The organism is Noviherbaspirillum sedimenti, from assembly GCF_003590835.1.
Lineage (GTDB): Bacteria > Pseudomonadota > Gammaproteobacteria > Burkholderiales > Burkholderiaceae_D > Paucimonas > Paucimonas sedimenti.
In genome coordinates, this window is record NZ_QYUQ01000002.1 from 3,991,944 (window position 1) to 4,010,796 (window position 18,853).

Genomic DNA, 18,853 nt, shown 5'->3' on the forward strand with positions numbered 1-18,853 from the left:
CTGTCTGTCTCCCACTATTAACGGATCAGGGATGCTGCGTGCCAGGCCAGCGCCATTGCCGGCGCATTGGTGTTGCCAGAAATCAGGCCCGGCATGACCGAGCAGTCCACCACGCGCACGCCAGTGACTCCACGTACCCGCAATTGCGGATCGCAGACATCCTCCTCGCTGCCGCCCATGCGGCAGACGCCGACAGCATGGATGCCGCAACGCGACAGCCGGCGGAACACATCCAGGATTTGTTCGTCGCTGTCGATGGTCGCGCCAGGAAATTTTTCATGCTTGAGATGTTTTGCGATCGCCGGTTGCACCATCAATTTGCGGACATAGCGTACTGCGGCAATCGCTGATGCTTCGTCGGCGGCAGTGGACAGCCAGTTGGGCGCAATGGCCAGCGCGGCGCGGGGATCCCGGCCAGTGATCGCGATGCTGCCCTGGCTTTCGAGATTCAGGAGCTGCGAGTAAACGGTGAAGCCGGGCTCCCGCTCGACCGAGCCCTGCTGGACCGGCGAGTTGGGATCGCTGTTGGGCTTGGCCTGAAAGGTGAACGCGCTGCCGAACAGCTGCATGTCCGGGCGTTCCACCTCTGCACGGCTGCGCACGAACGCCCCGACCTCGTAGGGGCCGGTCGCCAGCGGCCCGGTGCGGGTGAGCGCGTAACGCAAGGCATTCCTGGCGACGCCAAGGCCATAAAATTCACGGTTGTTGCCAGCGATGCCTTGCAGACGGTATTGCATGGAAAAACCGAGGTGCTCGAGCAGATGGTTGCCGACACCCTGGCGGTCGGCCACAACGGGAATGCCGAGGGAGGACAGCAGGGCGCCTGGCCCGACGCCGGAGCGCTGCAGAATGGCCGGCGAAGCCATGACGCCAGCCGACAGGATCACCTCGCCTTTGACGATAAAGGAATGGGCGTCTCCATCGATGCGCGTCTCCACCGATACCGCGCGATTCTCCTTGAAACCGATGCGATCGACCAGCACGCCGGTTTTCACCATCAGGTTGGGGCGCTTGCGCGCAGGCTTCAGAAAGGCCACGGCAGCGCTCTGCCGGCGTCCCTTCAAGATGTTGTGCGCGTAGTAGCCGATGCCTTCCTGGGCGCCGTTCAGGTCCTCCTTGCGCTCCAGTCCGATGCCTTGACCGGCCGTGATCATCGCCTCGGCCAGCGGATAGCGATAGGTTCCGGTGCTGATATGCACCGGCCCGCCGACGCCGCGCCCTTCGCCGGCGCCAAGTTCATGGTCCTCGATTGCCTGAAACGCTGCAGTCATTTCCTTGCGGCCCCAGCCGGTGCAGCCCTTGTGCTCCCATGCGTCATAGTCCTCCAGCTGACCGCGGATCCAGATCATGCCGTTAATCGATGAGGAGCCGCCGATCCCTTTGCCGCGCAACCACGACTCGGTTGACGGCAGGTCAGGTTTGCGGCGCTGGGCGACGGGGTAAAACCAGGCATGCCTGGGATCGGACGCAAGCTTGCCGATACCCTTGGGCATGTGAATCAGCGGGCTGGTGTCAGGCCCGCCAGCTTCCAGCAGCAGTACGCGCTTGTTCGGATTCGCCGACAATCTTTCTGCCATCACGCAGCCCGACGAGCCTGCACCGACGATGATGTAGTCCCATTGCTCAGCCATGGCTGCCTTTTTTCATTGATTGGACGGGTTGTGCCGTGGTTTCGGCTGCGGCCAGATGCTTGCCTGCAATGTAGCCCAGTGTCATGCCGGGGCCGAGCGTACCGCCAGCGCCTGCGTAACCACCCGATACGAAGCTGAGCGCATCGTTGCCGGCGGCGTAAAGGCCGGGAATCGGCGCGCCATCCTGCGCCACCACACGCGCATTGCCATCGGTGCGGATGCCGGCGAAATTGCCGATATCGCCCGGCACAAGCTTGAGGGCGTAGAAGGGGCCAACGTCGAGCGGAGCAATGTTCGGGTTCGGCTTATGATCGGGGTCGCCCTGCGAGTGGTCATAGATGTTGCCGCCGCGGCCGAATTCCGGGTCGACGCCTTTGTGGGCATGTTCATTGAAGCGCGCGACCGTCCGCTCGAACTGGGCCGCATCGATGCCGGCCTGTTGCGCGAGATCCGATAGCGTTTCGCCGCGCAGGATGTAGCCGGAGCGCACATGCTGGCCGTTTGGCACTGGCGCAGGCTTGACGAAGCCGAGGCCGTAGCGCCTGATGGCGCGGTGATCGCAGATCAGGTAGCAGAATGTTTGGGGTAGATGCTCGCAGGCCTTGACCATCGCCGGCACGAAGTCATGGTAGGGCGCGGCTTCGTCGAAGAAGCGTTTTCCCTCGCTGGTGACGGCGATGAAACCAGGCTTCTGGCGGTCGACGATGTGCGGCCACAAGCTCTTGGGACCCTGGTAGTACGGGATGACCGAGATCGGCATCCATGCGGACGGTTGCTGCACAGCGGTGTCAACCCAGCCGCCCGCGGACTCCGCCAGCCGGGCGCCGTCGCCGGTGTTGCTGGGGTTGGCAAGGCTGCGATGCTCGCGCCCGGCTGCCTTGTGCGGATATACCTTGGCAGTGCGCGCCGCGTCATGCGGAAAGCCGCCGCTGGCCAGCACCACGCCCTTGCGCGCCATGACCCGTACGCGGCCCTGCTGCGTCTGGACCTCGGCGCCTTCAACCCTGCCATCGACAAAGACCAGTTCCTTGGCGGGTGCGTTCAGCCAGAGCTCGATGCCGCAGTCGAATGCCGAGCGGGACAGGCGTGCGATGAGCGCGCGGCCGCGCGTCACCGGATCGGGCTTGCCATAGCGGAGCACGTCCCTGAATACGCCGCCGAATTTGCGGAGCACGAAAGCGAGGCCCTTGAGCGAACGGCCGGCGCTCATGAGCTGTTTCATCTCCACGTTGGAGCCGACCGCCAAGCCCATGAAATTGGTTTGCGTCAGCCCCTGGCGCAGCAACTTTCGGTACTTGCCGAGCCGCCAGGCTTCGTAATCCTTGGTGCCGATCGAGCGAACCGTGGCATGGCCTGGATAGGAAGGATGGTAGTCGGGATAGGAAAACGGATAGCATTCGAGCTCGGTCTCGCGTTCCAGGAAGTCGATCATTTCGGGCCCGTTGGCCAGAAAGGCGTCGACCCGCTCGGCATCGAAATACTCGCCGGCTTCCTGCGCGATGTAGGTGCGGGCCTGCTTCAGCGAATCCGGTCCGAGCGAGGCGGAATGCCGGTTACCCGGGATCCACATGACGCCGCCCGAAAAGCAGCTGGTGCCGCCGTACACTGCATCCTTTTCGACCATCAGCACTTCGAGTCCCTGCTTGCGAGCGGTGATCGCGGCCGTAAATGCGGCGGCGCCACTGCCGACAACCAGAACATCGACTTGCTTGATGGCGGTCGTTCCTGCAGTAGTTGAATTCATTCTGTCTCCTGTAAGTGCGTAGTCTTGGAATTTGAGGTCAGGACGTCAGCTTTGGCTGGAATTCGGCATGCGTGGCCGGATTGAAATCCGGGTCGTCATGATCGAACGGACTGATGGCATGACGGCGCGGCCACAGCAAGGTGGCAGCCACGATGGACATCAGCACGAACAATGCTGGGTAAAACGCCGGGTAGTCCAGTGAAAAGCGCGCCAGATAAGTCAGGACGATCAGCGCGGTGCCGCCGAAGATGGCGATCGGAATGTTGTAACAAGTCGCCAGTCCTGTATAGCGGATTTGTGCGGGGAATGCCCTGGCAAGAAAGGTCAGCGACAAGCCCATCGAGGCGCCGGCGCTCAATCCAAGGAAAATGGCCGGCAGCCACAGTCCGTCCACTGTATCCTGGCTGAACATCCAGAACATGCAGATGACCGTGCACAACTGCATCAGCAGGTAGCCATTGCGCAGGTTAAAGACACGCCATGACACCAGCATGCCGCCGAGGATATTCCCCATTCCCGAAAAGGTCAGCATGAGGGTCAGGATGGTCGAGACTTCCGCCATGGGAAGCTTCTTCATGGTGACGAAGTAGGTGATCGGAAATTGCTGTGTTGCCGCTGCCACGATGGTGGTGCAGGCAGCCAGGAACATGGCGCCGATCAGGTTGAACCGGTGCTTCGACATCATTTCCGCAAAGGGGGGGCGCTCCGACAGCATCATTTTTGCCTTCATGGCTTCGAAGACCGACGTTTCATGGGTGAATCGGCGCAGGTAAACCGACAGCACGCCAAAGATGCCGCCCATGATAAAGGGGATGCGCCAGCCATAGTTCATCATGGCTTCCGCACCCAGCATATGGGTAAGCCCGCTGACGACTGCTGAGCCCGCAAGTGAGCCAGTGCTCGTTGCAGCGGCCATGATGCCGAGAGCAAAGGCAACTTTGCGGCCGCTGACCTGCTCGGACACGAAACTGATCGCGCCAGGCAACTCACCGCCGAGCGAAATGCCCTGTGCCAGGCGACACAGCAGCAGCAGGATCGGCGCCCAGATGCCGATGACCGCATAGCCAGGCAAGATGCCGATGACCAGCGTGGGGCCGGCCATCAAGGCGAGCGTCAGCGTGAAGATGCGCTTGCGGCCAACCCGGTCGCCGATCTGGGCCATGATGATGCCGCCGACGGGGCGGATCAGGAAGCCGGCGGCAAAGATGCCGAAAGTCTGGATCAGGCGCAGCCATTCCGGCATGTCGGGCGAGGAAAAGTGCCGGCTGATCTGCGGGGCCAGAAAAACAAAGATGATAAATTCGAAATACTCGAGCATGCTGCCGAGCGAAGCGACGCCCAATGCCTTGAATTGTTCGCGGCGATTGGCGGGAGGCAGTTTATCTGCCGTGGATTTCTGCTGCATGTCTCACTCCTGTAGGCGTGTTTTTTTGTATGGTTTTATGAAGGTCTGCGTCGCCGGCGACGGGTCTTGTCCAGTGTCCTTGGCTGGGGGAGAGGTTCATGATGGCGCTCTGTTCCAGTCGGCGAAGGTGGTACACGGGATGGTACTGCTCATTTGGCGCTGGCGCGTCCAATGCCCTTGCTGGCAGCTGCCAGGATCGCTCTCTTTTCTGTCTATTGAAGATTCACAATCAGACTCCATTCGTAGCAAAAATTTTGGTTTAACCATTTAAGTCTACGCCGAAAGTCCAAAGTGGTCCATCAATAAAAGCAGGCTGGCTGGCTTGTTAAATTTAAGGTCTGGAAACGGTATGTGACGATGCAGGCGGCATGCCAGCCTGGTCGGATTGGTGTGCGCTGGCACGCCCCGGTACTGCGTGCTTCTTCATGGAGGGCGCAGAGAGGCAAACGCTTATATACCCTCCCAATTTACGTCAGTGTTGTTGCGACCAGGCATCAGTATTTGCCGATCTCCTGAAGGCTCCATATGAGGGGAAACACCAGCTTGTCGCTTCCGTCCAAAATTTAGTAAAAAACAGGACAAATTGCTTGTTATTTGCAAATGTGCGGTGTAAAGTTTGGTGTAGGGCGTAAACAAATAAGCGCCAGGCAGCTGCAACAGGCTGGCAACAGGAGACAAGATTGGCTGGAAATTACAAAGATATCAATGAGGAATCTTCGGTGCGCTGCCCTGGCGTATCCTGGGACGAACTGGCTGCCGCGGATAGTCGCGCTGTGCCGGATTACCTCAAAACGGATACCTATCAAAGCTTGGGTTCCGCGCCGCTGTCGACCGATCGTTACACCAGCCCGGAATTCTTCCGGCGCGAGATGGACAAGATGTGGCCGCATGTCTGGCAATTTGCCGCACGCGACGAGGAGCTGCGCAATCCCGGCGATGTGGTGGTCTATGAAAATGCCGGGCGCTCCTACCTGGTGACGCGCCAGCCGGACGGTTCGGTCAAGGCCTTTCATAACGTCTGCCTGCATCGCGGCCGCAAGCTGCGCACCGCCAATGGCCGGGTCGGGGAATTCAAATGTTCCTACCATGCGTGGACCTGGAACACGGACGGCAGCCTGAAGAACATTCCCAGCCGCTGGGATTTCAAGCACCTCGATGAGCAGCCGCTGGGCTTGCCCGAGGCGGAAGTGGGGCGCTGGGGCGGCTTCATTTTCATCCGGGAAGAGCCGGGCGGCCCTTCCCTGGAAGAGTTCCTCGGGCCGCTGCCGGCGCATTTTGAGCGCTGGAAGCCCGAGCAGCGCGTGACCACGGCGTGGGCTGCCAAGGTGGTGCCGGCCAACTGGAAGGCCTGCGCCGAGGCGTTCATGGAAGCCTTCCATGTGATCGCAACGCACCCGCAGATCCTGCCTTTCACCGGCGACGCCAACAGCAAGTACAACCTGTACAACGACAATGTCAACCTGGCGATCACGCCCTTCGGCGTGACCTCGCCGCATCTGGCCGGCGATGGTCTTGCGCAGCAGGCCATCATGGATGCCTACCTGCGATACAACGGCCGGGTGGTGCCGAAAGACAGCACCATCGATGTGCCGGACGGCTTCACCGCGCGGCGTGCCATGGGCGACTTCAACCGCAAGCGCTTTGCGGAAATGGCGGGAGTCGATCTCGATCATGCCAGCGATGCCGAGGTCCAGGATGCCTTGACCTACAACGTCTTCCCCAACTTTTCACCCTGGGGCGGTTTTTCGCCTGCCGTGATATACCGCTGGCGGCCCTGGGGTGATCAGGACCATACCCTGATGGAAGTGCGCATCCTGACCCCGGTCCCGGAAGGTCAGTCGTTGCCGCCGTCGGCGCCCATGCAAATGCTCGCATCGGATCAGAACTGGGCAGAAGCATTGGGGGTATTGGGCAGCATCGTCGATCAGGATATGGGCAACCTGCCGCATGTGCAGGCCGGCATGAAAGCGTCAAAGACAAAGCAGTTGCAACTTGCAAATTATCAGGAAGTGCGCATCCGCCATTTCCATCAAACCCTCGACAAGTATTTGGCCGATTGACGTTGGCAAGAAAGATCTGAATGAAAGCTATTGCAATTACCGCCTTTGGCGCCCCTGAAGTCTTGCAACTGGTAGACCGGCCTCAGCCGGTTCCGCAAGCGGGTGAAGTCCTGATCAAGGTGGCCGCGTCCGGTGTCAATCGCCCGGATGTGTCGCAGCGCGAGGGCAATTATCCGCCGCCGCCGGGCATCTCCGACTTGCCTGGTCTGGAAATCGCCGGCGAGATCGTTGGTGGCGATCTATCGCATCCCGACAATATCTGGGGATTGAAGTCCGGTAGTGCTGTTTGCGCGCTGGTGGCTGGTGGTGGCTACGCCGAGTATTGCGTTGCTCCGATCGCCCAGTGTCTGCCGGTGCCGGCGGGCCTGTCGATGGTCGCAGCCGCCGCCCTGCCGGAAACCTACTTTACCGTCTGGACCAATGTATTCGATCGCGCCCGTCTGGGACATGCCGAAGATGGCCGTCTGGAGTCCTTGCTGGTGCATGGGGGGGGCAGCGGCATTGGCGTTACCGCCATCCAGATCGCCCATGCACTGGGACACCGGGTGTTTGCTACCGCGGGTAGTGAAGAGAAGTGCCGTGCCACCGAGCGTCTCGGGGCAGCGCGCGGCATTAACTACAAGTCCGAAGATTTCGTGGCGGTGGTCAAGGAGTTGACCGAGGGGCGCGGGGTGGATGTGGTGCTGGATATGGTCGCCGGCGACTACATTCCTCGGGATATCGATTGCCTGGCGGTGGATGGACGTTTGGCGCTGGTGGCTGTATTGGGTGGCACAGACACTCGGGTGGATCTGCTCAAAGTGCTGATGAAGCGCCTGACCATCAGCGGTTCAACCTTGCGCGCGCGCTCGATCGCGTTCAAGCAGGCCATTGCGCGCAAGCTTGTCGAGCGGGTCTGGCCACTCCTGGAGACGGGCCGGATCAAGCCGGAAATCTACGCCACCTTTGCCCCTGCGGCCGCGCCCGAGGCGCATCGGCTAATGGAGAGTAATCAGCATATTGGCAAGATCGTCATTGATTGGGAAAAATAACTTTAGCAGCAGGCAGCATAAGCAGCGAGTAGTAGCGGGGGAGTAGCGGTGCAGCCGTAACATTCGCCCGAGTAAGTGTCGGACCACCAGGTGTACAAACGCAGGGTTGCCCGGATTTTAATCACAATTGAGATAAATTAATTCAAGATGAGCCAATTCGACAGGAGACAAAAAGTGATGAACAACGGCAAGAGGCGGCGCCTCGCTTTGAAACTGGCGGTGTCTGGGCTTGCGCTGTATGGCGCTGCGGGCGCCACTCTGGCAGTAGATATTGACACCGGCAACCCCGATGTGTCGATGCAATGGGGTAACACTCTTCGCTACAATCTCGGCTTCCGTGCCGAGTCGCGCAATGCGGGCTGGGAAACCAGTGGCATCGCAAGCACACAGGCCAAATACGACAAGGGCGACGTGGTGATCAACCGCGGTGACTGGCTGAGCGAACTCGACTTCAGCTACAAGGGACAGTTTGGCTTCCGTCTTGCAACGGCTGCGTGGTACAACGCCGAATTCGACAAGCAGGTAACCCTGGCACCGGGACAGGTGGCGAGCAACTACAACGGCAACGTGTTTTCCAACCACACCAAGCGCTTCCACGGCGGGCCGTCGGCCGAAATTCTCGATGCCTATGTCTTCGCCAACTTCGATGTCGCCGGCATGCCCGCCAACGTCAAGGTGGGCCGCCAGACCAATCTGTGGGGCGAAGCAACCGTCCTGAGTGCGCACAGTATTTCGAACCAGCAGCAACCGGTGGATGGCCTCAAGGCGGTATCTTCCCCAGGGATCGACGCCAAGGAAGTTCAGCTGCCGATCGGGCAGATCCATGGCACGATCCAGGTCAACGACAAGTTGTCGCTGGCGGCGATGTACCAGTATGAATGGCTGCCAACCCGCATTGCCGAGAGTGGCACTTTCCTTTCCGGCTCCGACTCCCTGTTGCGAGGTCCGGATCGCGGCTTTGGAGGTCGCACCAATCTCCGGCTCGCCAAGCCTAAGGATGACAACGACTGGGGCGTCAGCGCCCGCTACAATTCCGAGTGGGTGGGCGGCGTGGTGGGTGTCTACTTCCGTGAATACACTGAAAAGGGACCGACGATCAGCTTGGCGCCGACGAACTATCGTGCGATTTTCCCCGAAAGCACCAAGCTGTACGGCTTGAGTGTCGGCAAGTTGATTGGTGGTTTGAGTACGGCTGCGGAGCTCTCCTACCGCAAGGATGCTGCCCTCAAGAGCACGATTCTTGACGGATCGGCAGTTGGTGCTCGTGGTAACACCTGGCACGCGCTGGCCAACGTTGCCAAGCAATGGGGGCAAAGCGCCTATTGGAGTCAGATCAACCTCTCCGGTGAGCTGGCATACAGCCATCTGGACAAGGTTACCTCTGGCGCTGCGTACTTCAGGCCATGTGCAGCGGGCGCCGATGTCAAGCGGACCGGCTGTTCCAGCAAGAATAACTGGGAAGCGACCGTCCGCCTGAGCCCGACCTGGACTGCGGTTGTCCCGGGTTGGGATCTGGGCGCAACGACGTCGCTCACTTATGGCCTGGATGGCAACGGTTCAACCACAGGCAGCGCCAGCGAGAACGCCGGCAGCTGGACCGTGGGTGCTACTGCCACCTATAACAATCAGCACGATTTCAGTATTGCGTACAACGACGCCATGTCGCCTGTCGGCCCGCAGCCTGATCGTGGTTGGCTGTCCATGACCTATAAATATCAGTTCTAATAACGACAACCGTTTAATCCGTTTCTAGGAGACTTTCATGAAATCAATGAAAAAATACGCGCCGATAGCGATGCTGCTCGGTGCAGCAAGCCTAGCGCAAGCCCAGCAAGGCGATGTGAAACAGCTTGGCACCACCTTGACACCTTGGGGCGCTATCGTCGCAGGTAATGCTGACGGCACGATTCCCGCCTACACTGGCGGCCTGACCACGCCACCGGCCAACTACGACAAAAGCAATCCAGGCTGGCGTCCGGACCCGTTCCCAGGCGACAAGCCGCTGTTCAAGATCGATGCCAGCAACATGGAGAAGTACAAGGACAAGCTGACCCCGGGCACGATCGAAATGCTGAAGAAGTACCCGACTTTCAACGTCGAAGTCTTCCAGAGCCGCCGTTCCGTTGCTTATCCCAAGAACGTGCAGGAAAATTCGATCAAGAATGCCACGCGCTGCAAGGTCATCAATGACGGCCTGGGGCTGGACACTTCCACCGGTTGCGGCTTCGGCATCGCTTTCCCGATCCCGAAGAACGGCACCGAAGCCATGTGGAGCCTCGCCACAAAGTACCGCGGCCAGGCTTTCGTCCAGAAGAACATGCAGGGCTCGTTCGTCAAGCCTTCCGGCGAAATCGTGAGGACATACGAAGCAATGGGTTATCGTGGCTGGGATTTTTATGATCCGAGCAAGCCGAACCCGGACCGTTATTATTCGTACAGCTACGAATACGCCGCGCCGACCCGCCTGGCGAACAACGCAGCCATCGTCTTTGACGAAATCAAGACCGGCGAGCGCACTGCCTATAATTACAGCCCGGCGACCCGCCGCGTCCGTCTTTCCCCGGACAACTCGGGCGACACCCCGGTTTCCCAGATGGGCGGCGCCATGACCTTCGACGAAGACGGCATGTTCGCCGGCAAGCTGGATCGCTTCGACTGGCAGCTGGTGGGCAAGAAGGAAATGTACATCCCGTACAATAACTATCGCTTCCAGTATCCCGATGCGAATGGCGAGTGCGCAGGTGCGAAGCGTACCGTTGCTTACCATCTGAACCCGAAATGCGTGCGCTGGGAACTGCATCGCGTCTGGCATATCAAGGCGACTTTGAAAGAGGGCAAGCGCCATATCTTCAAGCAGCGTGACCTGTATCTCGATGAAGATAGCTGGGGCGAAGGTGTTGGCGACAATTACGATCACAACGGCAAGATCTTCCACGTCGTGTATCAGATCGGTGCGCCGATGTATGATGCGCCGGCTCCCTCTGCGACCGACAACGTCATCTTTGATCTGGTGTCGGGCGTGTATGGCTACTCCGGTGCGCAAAGCGGTAACTACCTGACTGACATCTGGCCGCGCTCGAAGTACGCTCCTGACTTGATCGTCAACAAGAAAATCGACTTCAAAAAATAATTAAACGTGGGTCGATAGCGGTGTAACCAGGCAAGGCGCATTGCGCGCTTGCCTGGCCTTGCTTATAGCCGATCAGGCTCGGTGATGCGGATAAAATATGTTGAAACGTAATTTTGGAATTGCATGCCTCTTGGCAGTGATGGCGTCGGGCGGCGCAGTGGCCGCTGACTACAAGGGCCCGCTGGAAGTGCCGGCGAAGGTCAATACGCAATTTGCCCAGGCCAACCGCCTGACTGCGGTTGCCAAAGCCGGGAATGCCCTGGTCGCGGCGGGCCCGCGCGGGCACATCCTGGTCTCTGAAAATGGCGGCCAGAGCTGGAGTCAGGTGCCGGTGCCTGTGTCGTCCGACTTGGTGGCAATACGCTTCCTGAACGCCACGCATGGCTGGGCAGTCGGCCATGATGGCATCGTGCTGCACAGTGCCGATGCCGGCAAAACCTGGATCAAGCAATTCGATGGCAAGCAGGCGGCGGCCGTGGCTGATGCGCATTTCAAGCGCGCCATGGCGGCCGGCGACGAGCAAGCCAAAGCTTTCGAGAGCTTTGTGACGCGCTTTGTCGAGGAAGGCGCCGACAAGCCCTTCCTGGATGTGCTGTTCCTGAACGAAAAAGAAGGCTTTGTCATTGGCGCCTTCAACACCGCCTTCCGCACGCGCGATGGCGGAAAAACCTGGGAGCCGCTGTTCTGGCGTGTTGAAAATCCCAATTCTTACCATTTGTACGCGCTGGCGACCCATGCCGGCGAACTGTATGCCGCCGGCGAGCGCGGCCTGCTGCTGCGCTGGAACCGCGAACAGGAGCGCTTCGTCGCCCTGGCTTCACCCTACCAGGGCAGCTTTTTCGGCTTGCTCGATACCGGCAAGGAGCTGATCGCTTATGGCTTGCGCGGCAATGTCTATGCCACCAGCGATGGCGCCGCAACCTGGCGCAAGATCGAAACGCCGGCAGCCGATTCGGCCGTGGGCGCCACCAACCTGGCGGATGGCCGCTATGCACTGGTGACTGTCGGTGGCAGGATCCTGCTCAACAAGAAGGATGGCAGCGGCTTTGATCTGCTCCCGGCCCGCAGTCCCATGCCGTACGCCTCAGTCGCGGCAGCCGGCGGCCAGGCCGTCGTCGCCGTCGGCGCGCGCGGCATCCGGGTCGAAACTATCAATGGCCAGACGGTCCAGGAGAAATAAGATGGCGGTATCTAGCAAACCGGCAGGCGCAATGCCGACAATCCGCGATGTAAATGAATTTGACAAGCGCAGTGGTAACTTGCTGGAGCGGCTGGTGTTCAACCATCGTTTCCTGTTCCTGGCCGTCTGCGCCTTGTTGACGCTGTTCTTCGGCTACAAGGCGATGAGCCTGACGGTCAATGCAAGTTTCGACAAGATGATTCCGCAGAGCCATGCGTATATCAAAAACTATGTCGCCAACCGCGACAAGCTGGGTGGCTTGGGTAATGTCGTGCGGGTGGTGGTGGAAGCCAAGAACGGCGATATTTTCCAGCCCGAGTTCCTCGAAACGGTCAAGAAAGTCAATGATGACCTGTTCCTGACGCCGGGGGTGGACCGGGCCTGGATGAAATCGATCTGGATGTCCGGGGTGCGCTGGGTGGTGGCGACCGAGGAAGGATTCCGTGGCGGCGCGGTGATGCCGGACGACTATAACGGTTCGCCCGTCAGCATGGCCAAATTGCGCACCAATATCGATACCGCGCGCCTGGTGGGCAGCCTGGTCAGCAAGGATTACAAGTCGGTCATGATTGTGGTGCCTTTGCTGGAAAAGGATCCGTCGACCGGACAGGCGATGGATTACGGCGCCTTCTCGCGCGGGCTGGAAAAGAACATCCGCGACAAGCACGGCGTGGCTGGCAAGGTGGAGATCCATATCGTCGGCTTTGCCAAGATGATTGGTGACCTGATTGACGGCATGATGCAGGTGCTGGCGTATTTCGGTTTTGCGGCGGTGGTTGCCGCTGGCATCATCTACGCCTACACGCGTTGCCAGCGCAGCACGGCGCTGGTGCTGGTCTGTTCATTCGTCGCAGTCATCTGGTTGCTGGGCTCGCTGCAGTTGCTCGGCTTTTACCTTGATCCGTACTCGGTGCTGGTGCCGTTCCTGGTGTTTGCGATCGGCGTGAGCCATGCCGCGCAGAAGATGAACGGCATCATGCAAGACGTCGGCCGCGGCACGCATAAATATGTGGCGGCGCGCTACACCTTCCGCCGGCTGTTCCTGGCCGGTTTTACCGCGCTGCTGGCCGATGCGGTAGGTTTCGCCGTGCTGATGGTGATCGACATCCCGGTGATCAAGGACCTGGCGCTGGCAGCCAGCATCGGCGTGGCCATGCTGATCGTGACCAACCTGCTGCTGCTGCCGGTGATGCTGTCCTTCAGCGGCGTCAGCGCAAAAGCCGCACAACGCAGCCTCGTCAAGGAGGCTGTGGAAGGCAGCGCTGGGCCGGGCGGCATGATCGGCTTCCTTGAGCGCTTCACGACCCGGCGCTGGGCCTGGGGCGCCGTGCTGGCGTCGGCAATCTTGCTGGTGGGTGGCTTCTATGTCAGCCTGGGCTTGAAAATCGGTGACCTTGATGCGGGGGCGCCCGAGTTGCGCGCCGACTCGCGCTACAACAAGGACGTTGGCTACATCAACGGCCACTACGGCTTGTCCAGCGACCAGTTCGTGGTCATCGCCAAGGTGCCCGAGGGGATGTGCTCGGACATGGTCGCGATGAAGAAGATGGAAAACCTGTCCTGGAAGCTGCGCGGCGTGCCGGGGGTGCAGACCGTGACGTCGCTGTCCGAGTCGGCCGCCTATTTCATCGCCGGCATGCAGGAAGACAATCCGAAATGGATGTCGGTGCCAAGCAGCCCGGCCATGACCGAGGCGGCGGCACAGCTGATCATCACGAATATCCCGGAAGCGGTCGACACCGGCTGCTCGACGATCCCGGTATCGGCTTATCTTGCCGATCATAAGGCTGAAACGCTCAAGGGCCTGGTCGCTGCGGTGGAAGAGTTTGCCCGGGAAAACGACAGCAAGGACATCAAGTTCCTGCTTGCGGCAGGTCCGGCGGGCATCGAGGCAGTCACCAATATCGTGGTGCATGAGGCTAACCGGCTGATGCTGCTGTACGTGTACGCTGCCGTGATCGTGCTGTGCTTCGTCACTTTCCGCAGCTGGCGCGCGGTGCTGGTGGCGGTCATTCCGCTGGTAGTGACCTCGGTGCTGTGCGAGGCGCTGATGGCGGTGCTGGGCATCGGCGTGAAGGTCGCGACCCTGCCCGTGATCGCCCTCGGGGTCGGCATCGGCGTGGACTATGCCCTGTACCTGCTGTCGGTGCAGTTGCAGAACCAGCGCTCCGGCATGCCGCTTCGGCAAGCGTACCGGCAGGCCATGCAGTTCACCGGCAAGGTGGTCGCGCTGATCGGCGTGACGTTGGCGGCAGGCGTAATCACCTGGGCCTGGTCGCCCATCAAGTTCCAGGCTGACATGGGTATTTTACTGACCTTCATGTTCGTATGGAACATGGTCGGTGCCTTGATCATGATTCCTGCGCTCTCGTATTTCCTGTTGCGCTCCAAGGAAGAAAAGTTGGCGGAAAACGCGTCGGTCCACAAGGCGTCGATCGCCGAAAGCGCTGCGAGTCCCCTGCGAACAGTCGCTGCGCGTGTTGAGGAGTACCAGCCAGCCAAGTGAATCGTGAAGCCTCTTTTCATCCATAAAATAAATAATTCAGGAGACAAGTATGGAGCGAAATTATGATGTGATCGTGTTCGGCCGTCTTGCCGGGCAGGTCACCGCCAGGGAAGCTCAGTCTTGTGCTTCCCTGAGTGCCTAGCCATCTCGCTAAAACTGTGCGCGCATGTTCAAGTGCGGCAACAGGAGACGGACGCGATCCCCCGCGTCCGCCCCAGTTTTTTGACTTCATCTGGGATCGCTGAATGCCATCATGCGCTCCCGGAGATTTTTCCTGTTTATTTCCAGACTATTCCAACCAGATAAGGAGATGCGCATGTCGATTTTCATGAAAGCCACGATCACGGTGAACGCTTACAAATGCAACGAATTTGTCGAGGTCCTGTTGTCGGACCTGGTTCCACTGCTGGAAGAACAGGGCTGGAAGCTGCACGGCTGCTTCGTCGAGCGCTTCGGTTCCGTCAAGCCGGCGGTTGTCATTGACATCTGGGAAATGGAAGACATGGCCCACGTCGAGCGGGTAATGAAGGGCGACGCCTACCGCAATGATCCGCGTTACCTGCGTGCGTTGCCCGTCGTCGGTGCGGCCGTGATTGAGGAGAGCCTTACCTTCATGGAAAAACGTGGCGGCAGCCTGGTCTGCGTCTACGACTGATCAAAACATGGTGTGGCTGGACTAAGCATGGAAACAAAAATACGGAGACATCTTTATGACCCAAGCAAGCCCGCAGCTGACAAACCTGTTTAGTCCTTTCAATGTCGGCAAGATGCAACTGCGCAATCGCATCATGCTGCCGCCGCATGGCCGCGTTACCGGCAATCCCTTCGGTACCGAAGAGGAAGCCGAGCGGTTCTTCGCTTACTGGCGTGTGCGTCTGCAAGATGGGGCTGCCTGGATCGATGGCTTGAACTGTTTTCTCGACAATACCGTCATGATTCCCGGGTTTGAGCCGCAGGGATTGGGTGCAACCATCGGCGGGTATTTCCGCCTGCCGCATTTTCGCGAACGCGCGGGCCGCTACGCCGCGCTGTGTCACGAGCATGGCGCAGTGGCCACAGCACAGATCATCATGCAGGGGGGCATGCCGCACAGCCCTTCCGGCCGGCTGGCCAACTACACCACCAATCTGGTGCCCCATATCCTGGACAAGGATGAAATCCAGTGGCTGGTCAATGAGTATGCATTCTCCGCAGTGGAAATCCAGGCGGCCGGCCTGGACGGGGTTGAGCTGCATGCCAACCACGAAGACTTGCTGCAGCTGTTCCTGTCGCCGGCGACCAATGACCGCACGGACGGCTACGGCGGCGACCTGGATGGCCGCCTGCGCTTCCTGCTGGAAGTGATTGCCGCGATCAGGCTGAAAACGGGGCCGGATTTCTGCGTCGGCATTCGCTTGAACATGGAAGAGGTGTTTGCCGGCGGCTACGATGCGGACGAGGGCATCGAGATCGCCCGGCGGCTTGAGGCCACGGGCCAGGTCGACTATCTCCATTGCGTCATGGGCGACAACTGGGGCGCGCCGAGTTATGTGCAGCCGCACATTTATGCGGCAGGGCAGTGGGCCGAGACGGCCGGACGCTTCAAGCAGGCGCTGCGGCTGCCGGTCGTCTATACGGGCCGGGTCAGCAGTGCGCAAGTTGCTGAGGACATCATCGCGAAAGGCTACGCTGATGTGGTGGGCATGGCGCGCGCCATGTTCGCGGACGGCAACCTGATTTCCAAGGCGCGCGCAGGCAAGTTTGAAGAGATTCGTCCTTGTATCGGCACCAACGACTGCCTGCACCGCATTCTGGTGGAGGGCCTCAAGTTCGGCTGTTCGGTCAACCCGCGCACCGGCTACGAGCACGAAGCGCCACTCGTTCAGGTGAAAACCGGCAAAAAAGTGCTGGTGGTGGGCGCCGGACCGGCTGGCCTGGAAGCAGCCGCACTGCTCGCTGAAAAGGGACATCGCGTGACGCTGTGGGAGCGCAACAGCGAGTTGGGCGGCCAGATGCAGGCTGCCTCCCGTGTCAAGGAAAATCGCGCGTACACCGATTTCATCGCCTTCCAGCAGCGCCGCCTGGAAACGCTGGGCGTCGAGGTCTGCCTCAATCGTACCGCCACCGAGGAAGCCATCCTCGCCGCACAGGCTGACGTGGTGGTGCTGGCGACGGGGGCGCAGGCGCGCCGGCCGGTGATTGATGGCATAGCGCTGCCCTTTGTGCTGGAAGGGCGTGAGGTGATGCTGGGCAAGCAGATTGCCGGCGAACGGGTCGTGCTGGTGGCGATGGAAGACCACATGCAGCCGCTGACGATTGCGAGTTTTTTGGCCGATCAAGGCAAGCGCGTCCGCATGGTTTACCAGACGCCGGCGATTGCGCCGCTGGTGGGCAAGTACTCGCTCGGTGCATCGATGGCCAAACTCTCCAGCGCGGGTGTCGAGGTGCGGGTGATGGAGCGCGTCGAGCGAATCGAGAGCGGGCGCATCCTGACGCGCAACATTTATTCTGGCGTCGAGCAAGAGTTACACGACTTTGACTCGGTGGTACTGGCTTGCGGTGGTGTGGCTGACGACAGTCTCTACCGTTCGCTAAAGCATCGCTTGCCCGAGGTCCATGTCCTGGGCGATGCCTACGCGCCGCGCCGGATTTCATTTGCCACGCGACAAGCTTACAACCTGGTGAAAGAAATTTGACCCGACACCGGCACTGACCGGAATGGCCTCGGCTGTGTAATGTTATTTTTATCGTTCGTCCTGTCCTGCTTGCGAGCGGACCAACTCAAGGAGATTAATGATGGTGACTTTTAATCCGCTTTCTGAAGTGGGCGCAATCAAACACAAGCTTGCTTCGCTGGGTGAAGTATTCCAGATTGCTTTCGTACCTGCCGATTTCGATGCAGCCTTGCGCTTCTGGACCGAGACCATCGGGGCAGGTCCTTTTTTTCTGATGGAGCACATCCAGGCCGAAGACTGCAAATACAAGGGTAAGCCGACATCATTCGACTTCAGCGCAGCCATCGGCTATTGGGGCGATTTGCAGATCGAGCTGATCCAGCAACACGATTCCGTGCCGTCGATTTATACCAGCTGGCTGGAACAGGGGCTGCAAGGTCTGCATCATGTGTGCGTCGCCGTGAAAGACATGGCCGAGACGCGCCGGGTGTGCGCCGAATCCGGTGCTACAGTCATGCAGGAGGCCAAATTCCGTGGCGGCGCCGCCGAAGTGATTTATGTCGATACCCATGGCGGCCCCGGCACGATGGTCGAATTCTGGAAGCCTGATGAATCCGGCCCCAAGTTTTTTGCCAGCGTCCGTGACGCTGCGCGCGGCTGGGACGGTAGTCGGCCGCTACGTCGGCCCGGCGAGTAATGGACAGGCGGCCCGTTCTGTCGCTGGCGTCCGGCGTGCTGCCTGAGGCCACGCCGCTACAAACCGTTCAGGCCGCCACCGCTTCCGGTTTCGATGCAGTGGGACTGTGGATCGATACCACGACCTGGACGCCGCAGACCACCCGCGAAGTGCGGCAGGCGACGCGTGACAGCGGCTTGCCGGTGCTGGATGCCGAGGTGTTCTGGTTGCGGCCAGGGCCGGGCAACCCCGGCCACCTGCAAGCCATCGATATTGCCGCGGAAATTGGGGCGGCCAATGTCCTGGTGGTCAGTTCGGATCCGGATGTGGCGGCGACAGTGGAAAAGTTTATCACGCTTTGCGAGCATGCCCGTGCGATGCCCTTGCGCGTGGCGCTGGAGTTCGGCGCATTCACTGATGTCCCCACGCTTGCGGCCGCAGTTGCCATCCTCAGACAGGCGGCACAACCCAACCAGGCGCTGCTGGTGGATGCCTTGCACCTGCAGCGCTCCGGCGGGCGCCCGGCCGACCTCCGTCATTTGCCGGCAGACTGGTTCAGCTATGCCCAGCTGTGCGATGCCCCTTTGTCGGGGCCGAGTGCCAGTGACCGTGTGGCGATCCGCGATGAGGCCGTCGACCGCCGGCTATGTCCTGGCGAAGGCGCGTTGCCGCTGGCGGAATTGCTGCAGGCGCTGCCTGCGCAGTTGCCCTTGAGTGTGGAAGTACGTTCCCGACGGTTGCGCGACGACTACCCCGATTTTGTTGCGCGCGCGCGCGAAGTTGAGCGTCTGACACGGCAGTGGCTCAGCAGCCGGATGTCGCTGGCATAGCGCGGC

13 protein-coding genes are annotated in these 18,853 nt (G+C 60.2%); 10 read left to right on the top strand and 3 right to left on the bottom strand.

Going from position 1 to position 18,853, the window contains the following annotated elements:
* Window positions 1-17: 17 nt before the first annotated feature.
* The 3 genes from D3878_RS18520 to D3878_RS18530 are packed head-to-tail and all read right to left on the bottom strand — an operon-like array spanning window position 18 to window position 4,780.
* On the bottom strand, window positions 18-1,631 hold the full coding sequence (locus D3878_RS18520; protein ID WP_119786831.1) for a GMC family oxidoreductase: 1,614 nt from the start codon (window positions 1,629-1,631) through the stop codon (window positions 18-20).
* Window positions 1,624-3,375 carry an FAD-dependent oxidoreductase gene (locus D3878_RS18525; RefSeq protein WP_119786832.1) on the bottom strand — a complete coding sequence of 584 codons (1,752 nt, stop codon included), beginning with the start codon at window positions 3,373-3,375 and terminating at the stop codon, window positions 1,624-1,626. Before D3878_RS18525 ends, D3878_RS18520 begins: the two co-directional genes overlap by 8 nt.
* A 37-nt stretch (window positions 3,376-3,412) precedes the next feature.
* Window positions 3,413-4,780 carry an MFS transporter gene (locus tag D3878_RS18530; RefSeq protein ID WP_119786833.1) on the bottom strand — a complete coding sequence of 456 codons (1,368 nt, stop codon included), beginning with the start codon at window positions 4,778-4,780 and terminating at the stop codon, window positions 3,413-3,415.
* Window positions 4,781-5,460: 680 nt separating this feature from the next.
* On the opposite strand from D3878_RS18530, the gene D3878_RS18535 reads away from it, so the two are divergent.
* The 10 genes from D3878_RS18535 (at window position 5,461) to D3878_RS18580 (ending at window position 18,847) form a co-directional block, all read left to right on the top strand.
* Window positions 5,461-6,840: an aromatic ring-hydroxylating oxygenase subunit alpha gene (locus tag D3878_RS18535; RefSeq protein WP_119786834.1), complete on the top strand. Its 1,380-nt coding sequence runs from the start codon at window positions 5,461-5,463 to the stop codon at window positions 6,838-6,840.
* Window positions 6,841-6,860: 20 nt separating this feature from the next.
* On the top strand, window positions 6,861-7,871 hold the full coding sequence (locus D3878_RS18540; RefSeq protein WP_119786835.1) for an NAD(P)H-quinone oxidoreductase: 1,011 nt from the start codon (window positions 6,861-6,863) through the stop codon (window positions 7,869-7,871).
* A gap of 177 nt (window positions 7,872-8,048) precedes the next feature.
* A complete protein-coding gene (locus D3878_RS18545; protein WP_158592322.1) occupies window positions 8,049-9,596 on the top strand; it encodes a DUF1302 domain-containing protein in 1,548 nt (515 codons plus the stop codon).
* A gap of 37 nt (window positions 9,597-9,633) precedes the next feature.
* Window positions 9,634-11,001: a DUF1329 domain-containing protein gene (locus tag D3878_RS18550; RefSeq protein ID WP_119786837.1), complete on the top strand. Its 1,368-nt coding sequence runs from the start codon at window positions 9,634-9,636 to the stop codon at window positions 10,999-11,001.
* Between the two features lie 97 nt (window positions 11,002-11,098).
* Window positions 11,099-12,181 carry a YCF48-related protein gene (locus D3878_RS18555; RefSeq protein ID WP_119786838.1) on the top strand — a complete coding sequence of 361 codons (1,083 nt, stop codon included), beginning with the start codon at window positions 11,099-11,101 and terminating at the stop codon, window positions 12,179-12,181.
* Window position 12,182: 1 nt separating this feature from the next.
* Window positions 12,183-14,687 carry an efflux RND transporter permease subunit gene (locus tag D3878_RS18560; protein WP_119786839.1) on the top strand — a complete coding sequence of 835 codons (2,505 nt, stop codon included), beginning with the start codon at window positions 12,183-12,185 and terminating at the stop codon, window positions 14,685-14,687.
* 316 nt (window positions 14,688-15,003) lie between these two features.
* Window positions 15,004-15,342, top strand: coding sequence for a hypothetical protein (locus D3878_RS18565; RefSeq protein ID WP_119786840.1), 339 nt, complete (start codon window positions 15,004-15,006; stop codon window positions 15,340-15,342).
* 55 nt (window positions 15,343-15,397) lie between these two features.
* Window positions 15,398-17,362, top strand: coding sequence for an oxidoreductase (locus tag D3878_RS18570; protein ID WP_119786841.1), 1,965 nt, complete (start codon window positions 15,398-15,400; stop codon window positions 17,360-17,362).
* A gap of 97 nt (window positions 17,363-17,459) precedes the next feature.
* The gene (locus D3878_RS18575; RefSeq protein WP_233556389.1) at window positions 17,460-18,038 is read left to right on the top strand and encodes a VOC family protein; all 579 of its coding nucleotides are present in this window, start codon (window positions 17,460-17,462) and stop codon (window positions 18,036-18,038) included.
* Window positions 18,038-18,847, top strand: coding sequence for a sugar phosphate isomerase/epimerase family protein (locus D3878_RS18580; RefSeq protein ID WP_119786842.1), 810 nt, complete (start codon window positions 18,038-18,040; stop codon window positions 18,845-18,847). Before D3878_RS18575 ends, D3878_RS18580 begins: the two co-directional genes overlap by 1 nt.
* Window positions 18,848-18,853 lie beyond the last annotated feature (6 nt).